Here is a 13763-nt window from a genome sequence, read left to right as displayed (position 1 = left end):
TTACTCGGCCTCCTCTCCCTGCGATTCAGCGCTCGCGCCCGGCGTCTGCGCGACGCCGTGGACGAGCGCCTCGCCGCTGCTGTCATCGAACAGGTGGATCTTCGGACGGTCGAGCGCGACGTTGATGTGATCTCCCTCTTCGATGGTGCTGTCCGGAGAGACGCTCATCAGGAGACTGTCGTCCCCGCTCACGTCCCCGCCCATCCCGCTGCCCGCATCCTCCGAGAGCATGAGATACACGAAGATCTGATCGCCCATCGGCTCGAGCACGTCGACCTCGGCCTCGATCAGTTCGGTCGGGTCGATCGCGTCGTCGACGAACTCCTCCGGGTACACGTCCTCCGGACGAACGCCGAGCGTCACCGCGTCTCCGGGGCCGAGTGCGACGGTTTCGGTCCCGAAGCTCACCTCGTAGTGCGGCGAGGTGAAGCCGGAGGCGGTGACCTCTCCGCCGGTGAAGTTCATCGCCGGCGACCCGATGAAGCCGGCGACGAACTCGTTGGCCGGCTCGTTGTAACAGGTCAGGGGCGCCGCGAACTGCTGAAGCTCCCCCTCGTTGAGGACCGCGATGCGGTCGGACATCGTCATCGCCTCCGCCTGGTCGTGGGTGACGTAGATGATCGTCGTGTCCAGTTCCTTGTGGAGCCGCTGGAGCTCCGTCCGCATGTGGACGCGCAGCTTCGCGTCGAGGTTCGCCAGCGGCTCGTCCATCAGGAACACGTCCGGCTGACGGACGATGGCGCGAGCGATGGCGACGCGCTGGCGCTGTCCACCCGACATCTCGTCGGGCATCCGGTCGAGCATCCCCTCCATCTGGACGACGCTCGCCGCCTCCTCGACCCGGCGGTCGATCTCGTCCTTCTCGAAGTCGCGCAGCCGCAACCCGAAGGAGATGTTGTCGTACACGTCCATGTGCGGGAACAGCGCGATGTTCTGGAACACCATCGAGATCCCGCGGTCCTTCGGCGGGAGCGTCGTCACGTCGCGGTCGCCGATGTTGACGGTGCCCTCGCTGGGCATCGTCAGTCCCGCGATCATCTCCATGGTGGTCGACTTCCCACAGCCCGAGGGACCGACGAGCGTGATGAACTCGCCGTCCTCGATGTCGAGGTTCATCGCCTCGACCGCTGTCACGTCCTCGTACCGTTTCGTCACGTCTTTGAGTTGAACTCGTGCCATTGTCTTACTCCTTGAGTGCACCGGCCGTCAGTCCGCTCACGATCTTCTCCTGTGCGACAACGACGAGGATGGCGACCGGCACCACCGCGATGATACTGCCGGCGGCCATGATGCCGTAGGTCACCTCGAACTGCCCCGCGCGCTGGAGACTCAGCAGCCCGCCCACGATGGGCGCCCAGTTGTCCGGCTGGCCGTTGTTCATCAGCTGACTGAAGAAGAACTCGTTGTAGACAGAGATGAACGTCAAGACGCCGGCCGTCGCGACGCCGGGAGCCGACAGCGGAATGATGACCCTGAACAGCGCGCCCAGCCGCGTCGTTCCCTCGACTCGGGCGGCGTCCTCCAACCCGTCCGGGATCTGCCCGTAGAAGGTCGTGAGGATGAAGATGGACAGCGGCATGAACAGCGAACTGAACGGGAGGATCATCGCCCCCGGCGTGTTGTAGAGGGTGAGGCCGGGGATCACGTTCCCCGTGAACAGCCGGTACAGCGGAACGAAGAACGCCGCCGGCGGGAAGTAGCTGATCGCGAGCACGATCAGCATCAGCGGCGTGCGTCCGGGGAACTCCAGCCGGCCGAACACGTAGCCCGCGAGGCTCGACAGCAGCAGGACGACCGCTGTCGTCGACAGCGCCAGCACGAGGCTGTTCACCATGTACCGGAGGAAGTTGATCTGCCGGAACACCTCGACGAACACCGAGAAGTCGACCGCCGCGGGGAAGACGCCCAGCGGCACGTTCTCGGGGGTCACGCCGAGCACGAGCAGGAAGTAGAACGGGAACAGCGTCGTGAGCAGGAAGAAGATCGTCGCGACGTAGAACATCGCGCGGTATGCGCGCTCGGGGTCTTTGATGACTTTTCCGACCCACCGCTGGAGGGGTCCCCGCGTCAGTTCCGCGTCGCCCGCGACGCCGCCGTCGGTGCGCGGTCCGGTACCGGTCGTCCGAGTGTCAGTATCGCCGTCGGTCATAGTTCACCTCTCGCGTAGCCGATGATGTACACTGAGACGACGACGCCGATGATCGCCGCCGTGATGAACGCGATGGTCGCCGAGGACCCGAGCATCCGGTTGCTGAACGTCGTCACCACCAGACACGACAGCGAGGGAACGGTCGTACATCCCGCGACGGTTTCGATGAGCCCGTAGATACGCATCGCCTGAATGGTACGGAACAGCATCGCGACCAGCACCGTCGGCAGAATGATTGGCAGCGTGATGTACTTGAACCGCTGCCACGGTGACGCCCCCGCAACCTTCGCCACGTCGAAGAGGCTCCGGTCGATCGACTGCATCCCGGCGAGGATCAGCAACGCCATAAACGCCGTCGTCTTCCAGATGTCGGCGACGATGACGATCATCGTCGCGTCCTGGGCGTTCGCCAGCGGCGTCGTCGTGAGCAGCCCGAGTTGGTTCAACAGCGCCGGGTTATCCGAGGTCCCGACGAGGAAGCCGACGTTCGGTTGGAACATCAGGAAGAAGATCATCCCCTGGACGACGATCGGGATCGCCCACGGAAGGATGATCGCGACCCGGACCCAACGTCGGCCCCTGAACTCCTGGTCGAGGACGAGCGCTTGCACGAACCCGATGACCGTCTCGAAGGAGACGCTGATGATCGTGAACACCAGTGTCACCGCGAGGGCGCTGTTGAACATGGCGCTGACCGTCAGGTTCTGTGGCAGGAACGGCGACGGAAGCAGCGCCGAGCGCTCTCCGGTGAGTATCCCCACGTAGTTTTGGACGCCGACGAACGACCCGACGTTCGCCGCGCCGAAGCTGTCGGCGAACAACGAGAGCCTGAACGTCGACAACAGCGGCCAGAACGCGATCACGGCCAGCAGCAGCAACGCCGGTGTCAAGAGGAGATACGCGTACTGCGTCTCCGAGAGGTTCTCCATCCACCGGACGGTCTCGACGTATACTCCCGACCGTTCGCGTCGAGGGGACTCGCCCGCCTGTTGTTCGGTAGTCATGACACTTGGTAGCAGTTGTACATTATTGTGCTAATAAGTGTATGGGGCCGCTTTGTTACGCCTGGCTCTCGATCGACTCCAGGGACTCCTTCAGGGCCGTCATCGCCTCCGTCGGCGTCTTCTGCTCTCGGAGGCTCGCGTTGACTTCCTTGGCGATCTGCGTCGATTGCTGGGGCCAGACGGACGTGACCGGCCGCGGCAGCGCGTTCTCGCCGGCGACCTGCAGGGAGTCGACGTAGCGGCCGATGAGCTCGAGCTCCTGGGTGCGATCGGTGTTGATCAGATCAGCGATGGGCGGCGTCCACCCGCCGATCTCGAACATGCGCAGGCGGACCTCGTCCACCTGGAGCGCTTGGAACAGCTGCAGCGCGGCCCGCTTGCGCGGCTCCGTCGCGTTCGGGTTCAGGGTGAGATGCCAGCCGCCGAGTGCAGAGGTACTCCCACCGATGGACTCGTAGGGGGAGTCCTCCTGAGTGACCGCATACGGGATGGGCATGACCCCAAGATCCTCGCCGAAGGCGTCCTCCGCGCCGTTGATGTTGATCGAGTACGGCCAGTTGCGCAGCGCAACCGCGTTGCCGTTCGTGAACGGTTCGCGCGACGGTTCCTCCGTGTACTGAACGACCGCGTCCGGGGAGATGTCGGCGTACCCATCGAGCGCGACTTCGTCCTCGCTCCCGTTGATGAACGTCCGCATCATGCGGATCGCGTTGATGACGTTCTCCTCGTCGACGGTGATCGGTCGGTCGCCGATCGGTCCGAAGTAGTTCTCGAACTCGCCGAAGTACGACCCGCCGTGCGAGCCCATGAACTCGATGAAGTCACAGCAGGACAGGCCCTCGTAGGAGGCGCCCTGCCAGAGGAAGCCGTTGTCCACGTCGGTGGCTTCCACCGTCTCGGCAACGACCGAGGAGAACTCCTGCCACGTCATCGGCTCGGTTGCCCACGTGTCGAAGTCCTCGTCGGTGTAGCCGGCCTCCCGCATCAGGTCCTTGCGGTACTGGATCGTCGGGAAGTCCGCGAACAGCGGAATACCGAAGAGGTCGCCGTCGGTGTTCTGGGCCGTCGCGACCATGTTCGAGAGGTAGTTCTCTTGGACCTGATCCGTGATCGACGCCGGCAGCTCCTCGCTCAGGTTCGCCAACTGCTCGCGCGCGATGAACGGAATCGTCCACCCGTTGTCCATCATCAGGACCGTCGGTCGCTCCTGACCGGCCGAGAGGATCTGTTGGTACTGCGAGCGCCGGTCGCCGGTGGTGAACGACCCGGCGAGGAACTCGATGGAGATGTTCTCCGGGAGTCCCCCGTCCTCTCGGAGCGTTTGCACGATGTCGTCGGCCGCGTTCGCGAAGTTGGAGTCGGCCGCGATCTGGATCGTCACATCTTCCTCAGGAGGTTCGGTGTTGATCGGCCCCCCGCTCCCACCGCCACCGTCGCCCCCACCCAGACAGCCAGCTAGCCCAAGCGTCGCACCCGCGCCGCTTGCTGCTGCGAGGTAGTCCCGCCGCGATACCCCGTTCCGTGTCTTGTCGTTAGACATCAGGGAGAAATAGGGAACAATCATTAATATAGGCTATGGGTTTTACAACAGTAGTTGTTAACAACGCGCGCCGAGTGCCTCTGATTGCTGTCCGGTCGTTCGATCGGCGACGCACCCGCTCGCGAAGTCGTGATACGGCGGAATCCGCGTTCCCGACTGCCTCACACTGTCGGTCGATGTCCCGGGAGAACGTGGTCAGTCGGTGCGGGGCGCGTCGACGATCGTGAGTCTCGTTCCCTCGACGTCTTCGACGATCGCCCCCCACCCGCCGACGCTGACGTGCTCGCCGTCGGCATCGAGGTCGACGGTGACCTGCCCCGCCAACTCGAAGCCGGTGTCGGCCTCCGAGGCGAACGGGACGCGGACGTCGACGACAGTCCCCTCGACGGTGCACTCTTCGCCGGTGTCTGTCTCGTAGCCGTCGACGCGGAGGCGGATCGGGGTCTCCCGCCAGCCCAGTTCCCGGAGGTCGCGAACGAGGTGGCGCACGTCGAGGTACTCGGTCGGAAGCCCCGACTCTGTCGCATCGTACACCGTCTTCCACGGTTCCCACAGCGTCGTGAGGAAATACCAGTAGAACACGTAGGTGTGCGTCCGGTCGTTCACGAGCACCCCGTAGCGGTCGTACGAGTCGGGGTGGTGGGCGAACGACGCCTGTCGACGGTCGGCGAGCGCGACGAACGGCGCGGGGAGCGGGCGGTGGCGCGCCTCGACACAGAGGTCCTCGAACAGCGACGTGTCCGGGTGTTCGTCGGCCTCGTCTGTGTGGACGGAGACACGCACCGAGACACCGCGATCGGTCGCGTCACGAAGCACCGGGGCGAGGCGTCTGAGGTTCGCGGTCGTCGTCGACAGGAGGATCTGGTGGTTCGCATCCTCGATGAACGTCTCCGCGCGTTCGATGACGGTCCGGAACCGCGTGACGATGCTCGCGCCGCCGGCCTCTAACTCGGGCTGTTCCCACCGCTGTTCCACCTCCTCGGCGGCCGCCTCCAGTCGGCCGGCCCGGCTCCGGAGGTCGTCCAACACGACCGAGGGGCTGTGTGCACGTGCCTGCAGCGAGCCGGCCTCGTACGTCTCGATGTACTCCCGCTCCTCGAGCGTCCGCAACACGTCGTAGATCCGGGGAGCGGGGACGCCGCTCGAATCCGCCACGTCGGTCGCCGACGCCGTACCCAACTCCAGCAGCGCGACGTACGCCTCGGCCTGGTACGGCGACAGGCCAGCCGCCTCCAGCGTTTCGACGAGCGACTCGGTCTCCATGACGGGTGGCTGTGGTGCTCAGTGAAAACCGTACCGCCTGCGAGCGCCCGAACCGCCCGCACGTGCCCGCGAGGGCTCAGTCGCTCCCGGGGGCGGGCCATCGGGGCGTCTTCGGGGCCTCGATGCGCGCAGCCTCCTCGTCGCTCAGGTCGACCGATACAGCGTCGACGTTCTCCCGGAGGTGGTCGCTCGACCGCGGGCCGATGATCGGCGCGGTGACGACGTCCCGTTCGAGCAGCCAAGCGAGCGCCACCTGCGCCGGCGTGGCGTCGATCTCCGCTGCGACGTCCCGGACGGCGTCGAGCACGGCCCAGTTCTCCTCGGTGAAGTACCCTCGAACCGACTCGGAGGCCGCACCGCGGGTGCCCTCGGTCGGCTCGGCCTCGCGCTCGTACTTGCCGGTGAGGAAGCCGCCGGCCAGCGGCGACCACGGAATCACGCCGACGCCCTCTCGGTTGCACACCTCCAGCAAGTTCGCCTCCTCGTAGCGCGCGACCGCGGAGTACTCGGGCTGCATACAGGCGAACCGACTGTAGTCCTCGATGTCGCTGGTGTAGAGCGCCTTGGTGAACTCGTAGGCGGTCATCGTCGAGGCGCCGATGTAGCGCACGCGGCCGGTCTCGACGAGGCGATCCAGCGCCGCGAGCGTCTCCTCGATCGGCGTGTCGTCGTCCCATCGGTGGATCTGATAGAGGTCGATGTAGTCGGTGTCCAGCCGATCGAGGCTGGCCTCGACCTGGTCGAGGATGTGTTTCCGGGAGAGCCCCGAACCGTTCGGGCCGTCGCGCATCTCGCCGAACACCTTGGTTGCGAGGACGAGTTCGTCGCGGTTCGCGGAGGCGACGGCGTCGCCGACGATATCCTCGCTCTCGCCGGTCGAGTAGACGTTCGCGGTGTCGAGGAAGTTGATGCCGTGATCGAGCGCCTCGTGAATCAGATCGATACTCGCGTCACGGTCGTTCATCATCCACGGTCGCTCGCTCCCGAAGTTCATGCAGCCGAGGCACAACCGCGACACGTCCACGCCTGTGTCTCCGAGTGTCGTGTACGTCATCGAGTCGGATTCCGGCATGGCTCTCTCGGCGTCGCCGCGGCGGATAAGCGGGCGTGGTCTCGACCCCGAGTGCGTGCGGATACCACCCACGCAGCCGCCGGAAGCGGTCGCAAAGACAATCCTTAAACGACGCGACGGGGAATCCGAACGTATGGCTGGAACCATCGAAGTGCTCGTTCCCGGCGGCCAGGCCAATCCCGGCCCGCCGCTCGGTCCCGAGCTCGGTCCGACGCCGGTCGACGTGCAGGCGGTCGTTTCCGAGATCAACGACCAGACCGCCGCGTTCGACGGCATGGAAGTGCCCATCACCGTCGAGTACGACGACGACGGCTCATTCAGTATCGAGGTCGGCGTCCCGCCGACGGCGGAACTGATCAAAGACGAGGTCGGCTTCGAGACGGGCTCGGGCGAGCCTCAGAAGGACTTCGTGGCCGACATGTCCGTCGAACAGGTTCGGAAGGTCGCCGAGCAGAAGATGTCCGACCTGCTCGCGTACGACGTGAAGGCCGCCTCCAAGGAGGTCGGCGGCACGTGCGCCTCCCTCGGCGTCACCATCGACGGCGAGGACGCTCGGACGTTCGACGACCGCGTCGACGCCGGCGAGTACGACGACGTCCTCGCCGAGGAAGCGACGGCGTAACCACCGGTTCCACTTCTCGTCTCCGGCCGCCGGGTTCGGCGGTCGGTTCGCGACCGCGTCTCCGACAGCGACGGCGGCGGCGACCCATCGACGCCAACCGCCTCCGCGACCGTGCCGCCGACACTCGCCGCCCGGGCGGCCCTGGTTTGGCCGGGGGCACGCGCGGCCGCGGCGGGCCGTGCGAACGGCTCTCGCGCCGCTCGCCCCTTCGACGGTCTTAAGTGTCGCGTGGGCGGATTCGACGGTGAGACAGGCGTACGCCTGTTTCACTGACCCGTAGGAGCATTCCTGCGTACTACGGAGGTGAAAAATGGCAGATTCAATCGAGGACGCAGTATCCCAAGCACTGGAGGACGCCCCCCCTCGCAACTTCCGCGAGACCGTGGATTTGGCGATCAACCTTCGGGACTTGGACCTCAACGACCCGTCGAATCGAGTTGATGACGAAGTCGTGCTTCCGGCCGGCACCGGCCAGGAGACGCGAATCGTCGTCATTGCGGAGGGTGAGACAGCCCTCCGTGCGGAAGACGTCGCAGACGACGTCCTGTCGGGCGACGATCTCTCGGACCTCGCGTCCGAGGAGAACGACGCCAAGGACCTCGCCGATGAGACCGACTTCTTCATCGCCGAGGCCGACATGATGCAGGACGTCGCGTCCAACCTCGGGCGCATTCTGGGGCCGCGCGGCAAGATGCCGACGCCGCTCCAGCCCGACGACGACGTCGTCGAAACCGTCAACCGCATGAAAAACACCGTCCAGATTCGGTCCCGGGACCGCCGCACGTTCCACACGCGCGTCGGCGCCGAGGACATGACGGCCGACGAGATCGGCGATAACATCGACGTGATCGTCCGCCGCCTGGAAGCGGACCTCGAGAAGGGGCCGCTCAACATCGACGGCATCTACGTCAAGACGACGATGGGGCCGTCCGTGGAGGTACCCGTATGAGCAGTTCCGCCCAAGAGCGGAAGACCGAGACCATCCCCGAGTGGAAGCGCGAGGAGGTCGCAGAGCTGACCGAGTTCGTCAGCTCCTACGACGCCGTCGGCGTCGTCGACCTCACGGGCATCCCGAGTCGGCAGCTTCAGGACATGCGCCGCGACCTGCACGGGCGGGCCGCGCTGCGGATGTCCCGAAACACGCTCATCGAGCGCGCGCTCGACGAGGTAGACGAGGGTGCCGAAGGGTTGACCGAGTTCGTCTCCGGCCACGTCGGTCTCATCGGGACCGACGACAACCCCTTCGGGCTGTACAAGCAGCTCGAGGCGTCGAAAACCTCCGCGCCCATCGGCGCGGGCGAGATCGCCCCGAACGACGTCGTCATCCCCGAGGGTGACACGGGAGTCGACCCCGGCCCGTTCGTCGGCGAACTCCAGCAGGTCGGCGCGGACGCCCGGATCGACGGCGGGTCGATCAAGGTCATGTCCGACTCCCACGTGCTCGACGCCGGTGAGGCGGTCTCCACCGAACTCGCCAACGTGCTCGGCGAGCTCGGCATCGAGCCGAAGGAGGTCGGCCTGGACCTGCGCGCCGTCTTCGCGGACGGCGTCCTGTTCGAGCCCGAGGAACTCGCCATCGACGTGGACGAGTACCGCGCGGACGTCCAGTCCGCCGCGGCGGCGGCGCGGAACCTCTCGGTCAACGCCGCCTACCCGACCGCCCGCACCGCGGGCACCCTGCTCGGCAAGGCCGCCGGCGAGGCGAAGTCCGTCGGCCTGTTCGCCGCCATCGAGGACGAGGAACTCATGCCTGACCTCGTGACGCGCGCCGACGCGCAGCTGCGCTCGCTCGCGGCCGCCATCGACGACGACGAGGCGCTCCCTGAGGAGCTCCGCGGCGTCGAGGCGCCCGCGCCCGAGCCGGCCGCCGAGGCCGAGGCCGAGGAGGAAGACGAATCGAGCGACGACGAGGACACGGAAGCCGAGCCCGACGACGCCGACGACGATGACGACGACGGCGACGGAGCCGAGGGCCTCGGCGCGATGTTCGGATAAGACACACTACACAGGACCATGGAATACGTTTACGCTGCACTCATCCTGAACGAGACGGGCGAGGAGATCAACGAAGACAACGTCACCGCGGTGCTCGACGCCGCCGGCGTCGACGTCGAGGAATCCCGCGTGAAGGCCCTCGTGGCCGCGCTGGAGGACGTCGACATCGAGGAGGCCATCGAGACGGCCGCCGCCGCGCCCGCCGCGGGCGCCGCGGGCGGCGCCGCCGACGGCTCCGCCGACGAGGCGGAGGCCGACGACGGCGACGACGAGGAGGCCGAAGCGGAGGCCGCCGAAGAGGCTGCCGACGACGACGAGGACGACGACGAAGGCTCGGGCGAGGGCCTGGGCGAGCTCTTCGGCTGACGCCGGAGGCAGTCACCTCGTCTCGATCGGCTCGACCAGCGCTCACAGTTCTTTCGACGCTGACCGCCAGCGGCCGCGCCGGTGAGACGGCCGCCACCGACGGTTGGACCAGCTACTCGGTTGCCGAGGGTTAAAACGAGATGACGGCGCCACTGCGTCCCGGTGACCCCCCTTCCTGCCGCCGTCTCGCCCGCCGGAACGACCCTGCTCGCGTACACGCTCGCCGGGTGCGCGCTCGGCTGCTGCAGCGGGCTGATACCCGGCTTGCACGCGAACAACTTCGCCTTCCTGCTTGCAGCGGCCGCGCCCGCGCTCGACGCTCCGCCGGTCCCGCTGGGCTGTGCGATGGTGGCCGCCGGCGTCGCCCACACGTTCCTCGACGTTGTGCCGTCGCTCGCGCTCGGGGTTCCCGACGCCGCGATGGCGGCCGCGGCGCTTCCGGGGCACACGCTCGTCTTGGAGGGCCGCGGACGCGAGGCGATGCGTCTCTCGGCGGTCGGATCGGGACTGGCGCTCGCGATCGCGCTTCCCGCTGCAGCCGTCGTCACGCGGGGGATGCGCGTCGCGTATCCGCACCTGCGCGCGTGGCTGCCGGTGGTGCTCGGGGGGGTGGCCCTGCTGCTCGTGATCACGGAGTCGACGAAGCGGCGCCGGATCGCGGGCGCCTGCTCGTTCGCGCTCGCGACCGCGCTGGGACTGGTCACGCTCGACGCCCAGCCCGATCCGCTGGTGTCGGCCGGCGGGATGCTCGCCCCGCTGTTCGCCGGACTGTTCGGCGTTCCCGTCCTCGTCGATGCGCTCGGCGGCGCCGGTGTCCCGCCGCAGGCAGACGCGCGACTTGGACTGTCCGGTCGCGACCTGACGGCTGCGGCCGCCGCCGGGGCGGGCGGCGGCGCCGCAGTCGGTTACCTGCCCGGCGTCTCCGCGGGCGTCGCGGCCGTGCTGGCGCTGCCGGCGACCGCGGGACGAGACCCGGCGCGCGAGTACGTGGTCGCGACCAGCGGCGCGAACACGGCGACCGCGGTGTTCGCGCTGTTCGCGTACTGGTCGTTCGACGCGACGCGGTCGGGCGTGCTCGTCGCGCTCGACGACGCCGGGGTTCCGGCGGCGCTCCTCCCGCTACTGGCCGCGGCGCTGATCGCAGGTGCGGTCGGCACAGTTGCGGTGGTGTCGCTCGGGGACGCCGCGCTCAGGATCGTCGGCGCGGTCCCGCACGGCCCCCTCGTCGCGGCCGTGCTGGTCGGCCTGGCGGCGCTGTCCGTCGCGTTCGCCGGGGCGATCGGGTTGGCCGTGTTGGTCGCGGCGGCTGCGGTCGGCTTCGTCCCCGTTCGGCTCGGCTGTCGGCGAGTCCACCTGATGGGCGTGTTGCTCGGGCCGCTCGTGATTGCATGAGCGAGTCCGGGATCCCGGCGGTACTGTGGCGGCGATCTCGCGGCCGACGGTCCCGACCGCACGACAGCGATCCACACGGATTCGCGGCGCGACACGTCGCTCACGCCGGCTGAAAGACAACCGTTAAAAGCCGCGCGCCGGTCTCTAGCCGTATGAGCCAGTCAGAGTCCGAGCAGCGTTCCGAGCGACGCTGCGTCTCCTGTGGCATCAACGTCGCGGGGACGGCTGCGGCGACGTTCAAGTGCCCCGACTGTGGCGCGCAGATCAGCCGCTGTGCGAAGTGCCGAAAGCAGAGCAACCTCTTCGAGTGTCCCGACTGCGGGTTCCGGGGGCCCTAACCATGGGGAAGGTCGCCGCGAAGATGAAGGTCATGCCGCAGAGCCCCGACATCGACCTCGACGAGCTCCAGCAGAAGCTGGAGGAGTCGCTCCCCCAGGGCGCCGAGATCCGGAACGTCGAGCGCGACGACGTCGCGTTCGGGCTCGTCGCACTCCTGCCGATGGTCGTCGTCCCCGACGACGCCGGCGGCACCGAGGCCGTCGAGGAGGCGTTCTCCGAGGTCGAGGGCGTCGAGAGCGTGAAGGTCGAGGAAGTCGGCCGCCTGTAACCGGCCGCGCTCACCGCCGGACCGAATCCGGTCCGGCAGTCATTCTCGCGTACCCACCGTTCGTACTGAGCCGTCGGCTTGAGGAACCGCGGACGACTCGTTCTACACTACGAATCGAAACCGGGATCCGCGAGACCACGGGTGGATCGTGCGAAGAGTTAATGATGTCCGGCCGTCAGGGGTTCGACAGACGTTCACATGGGGATGTACGACCGGATCCTGGTCCCGACCGACGGCTCCGACGGCGTCGAGCGCGCGGTCCGCCATGCTGTCGACCTCGCGGTCCAACACGGGGCGACCGTCCACGCGCTGTACGTCGTGAACTCGGCATCGTACGCGGGGATGCCGATGGAGTCGAGTTGGGAGGGGATCGACGAGATGCTTCGCGGCGACGCCGAGAGCGCCGTCTCGCTGGTGGAGGCGCTCGGCGACGACTACGACGTGCCCGTCGAGACGTCGGTGATCGACGGTTCACCGAGCCCGGAGATCGTCCGCTACGCCGAGGACAACGACTGCGACCTGATCGTGATGGGGACCCACGGTCGCGGCGGCATCGACCGACTTCTGCTGGGCAGCGTCGCCGAGAAAGTCGTCCGGTCGTCGACGGTTCCGGTGCTCACGGTCCGGGTCGCGGACGCGACGTAACAGCCGTCGAGTCGGCTTGATGCGGATTTCGCGGGCGAACGCACGTGCGGACCCTCACCGGTCGACCGGCCGCAGGTGCTCGCAGTCCCCGGCGGTCACCCGAACCATCTCCTCGCCGGTGTCGACAACGAGCGCGCCGGGGAACTCGATCCCGACGGCCTCGCCCTCCACGATGCCGCCGGGGGTGTCGACGCGGACGCGCCGACCGACGGTGTCGGCGTACTCCTCCCAGGCGTCGACGGCCCCGCGCAGATCCGCAGTGAGCGCGTCGAACTCCTCGAGGATCCGTTGGACGATCACCCGACGATCGACCGGCTCGCCGCGTTCCGCCAGGAGGCTCGTCGCGCCGGCGTCTGCCGGGAGGTCCTCGGGGGCGATGTTCGCGTTCAGTCCCGGGCCGACGACGAGCCAGGAGACCCGCTCGGCCTCGCCCTCCATCTCGGTGAGGACGCCGCACAGTTTCCTCCCGCCGCGTTCGGTCGGCTCCGCCTCGTCGCCCTCGTCGTCGCCGACGAGCACGTCGTTCGGCCACTTGATCCGCGCGTCGACGCCCGCCTCGCGGCAGGCGCGGGTCACCGCGACGGCCATCGCGAGCGTGTACGCCGGAGCGTGGGCGGGTGGCGCTTCGGGACGCACGACGACCGAGAGCCAGACGCCGCCGGGCGGCGACACCCATTCACGGTCGAGACGCCCCCGCGAGGCGGTCTGCTCGTCGGCCACGACGGCGACGCCGGCGTGGCCCGCTCCGGCGAGTTCGCGCGCTCGGTCGTTCGTGGATCCGACGCTGTCGTGGTAGTCGATGTTGAACGGCGCGTCGAGGTCGTATGCGATCGCCTCGCCTGCGTAGCCGGACGCCTCGCTCACGACGTAGCCGTCGGCGGTGCTCTCGACGGCAACGCCTGCCTCGCGCAGCGCCTCGACGTGGTTCCAGACGGCCGCGCGCGACACGTCGAGGCGGTCGGCTAACTCGGGCCCGGATACGGGGCCCTCTGCGAGTGCGTCGATGAGCGCCCGGCGGGTCGCGGGAACGCCGACGCCGGCCGCAACGTCGTCGGCGCGGTCACTGTCGCTTCCGGCGTGGCCGTCGCTTCCGGTGTGGCTGTTGCTC

15 protein-coding genes are annotated in these 13763 nt (G+C 67.7%); 8 read left to right on the top strand and 7 right to left on the bottom strand.

Annotated features, from left to right (window positions below; all coding sequences use genetic code 11):
- The 6 genes from P0Y41_RS02420 to P0Y41_RS02395 all read right to left on the bottom strand — a co-directional run bounded on the left by P0Y41_RS02420 (position 1) and on the right by P0Y41_RS02395 (position 7010).
- Entirely contained in the window at positions 1-1179 is a 1179-nt protein-coding gene (locus P0Y41_RS02420) for an ABC transporter ATP-binding protein (protein ID WP_284062414.1), read from the bottom strand.
- A 4-nt stretch (positions 1180-1183) separates the two neighbouring features.
- Complete coding sequence (locus P0Y41_RS02415) at positions 1184-2149, bottom strand: carbohydrate ABC transporter permease (protein WP_284062413.1); 966 nt, start codon at positions 2147-2149, stop codon at positions 1184-1186.
- Complete coding sequence (locus P0Y41_RS02410) at positions 2146-3153, bottom strand: carbohydrate ABC transporter permease (protein WP_390214687.1); 1008 nt, start codon at positions 3151-3153, stop codon at positions 2146-2148. Before P0Y41_RS02410 ends, P0Y41_RS02415 begins: the two co-directional genes overlap by 4 nt.
- A gap of 55 nt (positions 3154-3208) precedes the next feature.
- Positions 3209-4693, bottom strand: coding sequence for an extracellular solute-binding protein (locus P0Y41_RS02405; RefSeq protein WP_284062412.1), 1485 nt, complete (start codon positions 4691-4693; stop codon positions 3209-3211).
- Between the two features lie 195 nt (positions 4694-4888).
- On the bottom strand, positions 4889-5956 hold the full coding sequence (locus P0Y41_RS02400) for a TrmB family transcriptional regulator (protein ID WP_284062411.1): 1068 nt from the start codon (positions 5954-5956) through the stop codon (positions 4889-4891).
- A gap of 76 nt (positions 5957-6032) precedes the next feature.
- Complete coding sequence (locus P0Y41_RS02395; RefSeq protein ID WP_284063322.1) at positions 6033-7010, bottom strand: aldo/keto reductase; 978 nt, start codon at positions 7008-7010, stop codon at positions 6033-6035.
- Positions 7011-7161: 151 nt separating this feature from the next.
- Here P0Y41_RS02395 and P0Y41_RS02390 point away from each other — a divergent pair, with 151 nt between their 5' ends.
- From P0Y41_RS02390 to P0Y41_RS02355, 8 genes are all read left to right on the top strand, one after another.
- Positions 7162-7650, top strand: coding sequence for a 50S ribosomal protein L11 (locus tag P0Y41_RS02390; protein ID WP_284062410.1), 489 nt, complete (start codon positions 7162-7164; stop codon positions 7648-7650).
- A 310-nt stretch (positions 7651-7960) separates the two neighbouring features.
- Positions 7961-8599, top strand: a complete 639-nt coding sequence (locus P0Y41_RS02385) for a 50S ribosomal protein L1 (protein ID WP_284062409.1) — start codon at positions 7961-7963, stop codon at positions 8597-8599.
- Positions 8596-9645 (top strand): 50S ribosomal protein L10, encoded by a 1050-nt coding sequence (locus P0Y41_RS02380; RefSeq protein WP_284062408.1) that lies wholly within the window; start codon positions 8596-8598, stop codon positions 9643-9645. Before P0Y41_RS02385 ends, P0Y41_RS02380 begins: the two co-directional genes overlap by 4 nt.
- An 18-nt stretch (positions 9646-9663) precedes the next feature.
- Positions 9664-10011 carry a 50S ribosomal protein P1 gene (gene rpl12p, locus P0Y41_RS02375; RefSeq protein ID WP_284062407.1) on the top strand — a complete coding sequence of 116 codons (348 nt, stop codon included), beginning with the start codon at positions 9664-9666 and terminating at the stop codon, positions 10009-10011.
- A 162-nt stretch (positions 10012-10173) separates the two neighbouring features.
- On the top strand, positions 10174-11403 hold the full coding sequence (locus P0Y41_RS02370; protein ID WP_284062406.1) for a tripartite tricarboxylate transporter permease: 1230 nt from the start codon (positions 10174-10176) through the stop codon (positions 11401-11403).
- Positions 11404-11555: 152 nt separating this feature from the next.
- Positions 11556-11741: an HVO_2753 family zinc finger protein gene (locus P0Y41_RS02365; protein WP_284062405.1), complete on the top strand. Its 186-nt coding sequence runs from the start codon at positions 11556-11558 to the stop codon at positions 11739-11741.
- A 2-nt stretch (positions 11742-11743) separates the two neighbouring features.
- Positions 11744-12010, top strand: a complete 267-nt coding sequence (locus P0Y41_RS02360) for an elongation factor 1-beta (RefSeq protein WP_284062404.1) — start codon at positions 11744-11746, stop codon at positions 12008-12010.
- Between the two features lie 198 nt (positions 12011-12208).
- A complete protein-coding gene (locus P0Y41_RS02355) occupies positions 12209-12655 on the top strand; it encodes a universal stress protein (protein ID WP_284062403.1) in 447 nt (148 codons plus the stop codon).
- A gap of 54 nt (positions 12656-12709) precedes the next feature.
- On the opposite strand, the gene P0Y41_RS02350 is transcribed toward P0Y41_RS02355, so the two are convergent.
- The gene (locus tag P0Y41_RS02350; RefSeq protein WP_284063321.1) at positions 12710-13660 is read right to left on the bottom strand and encodes a biotin--[acetyl-CoA-carboxylase] ligase; all 951 of its coding nucleotides are present in this window, start codon (positions 13658-13660) and stop codon (positions 12710-12712) included.
- Between the last annotated feature and the right edge of the window lie 103 nt (positions 13661-13763).

Source organism: Halobaculum halobium (assembly GCF_030127145.1).
GTDB classification, from domain to species: Archaea; Halobacteriota; Halobacteria; order Halobacteriales; family Haloferacaceae; genus Halobaculum; species Halobaculum halobium.
Note: the sequence above shows the minus strand (reverse complement) of the source record. Positions and strands in the feature narration are given on the sequence as shown.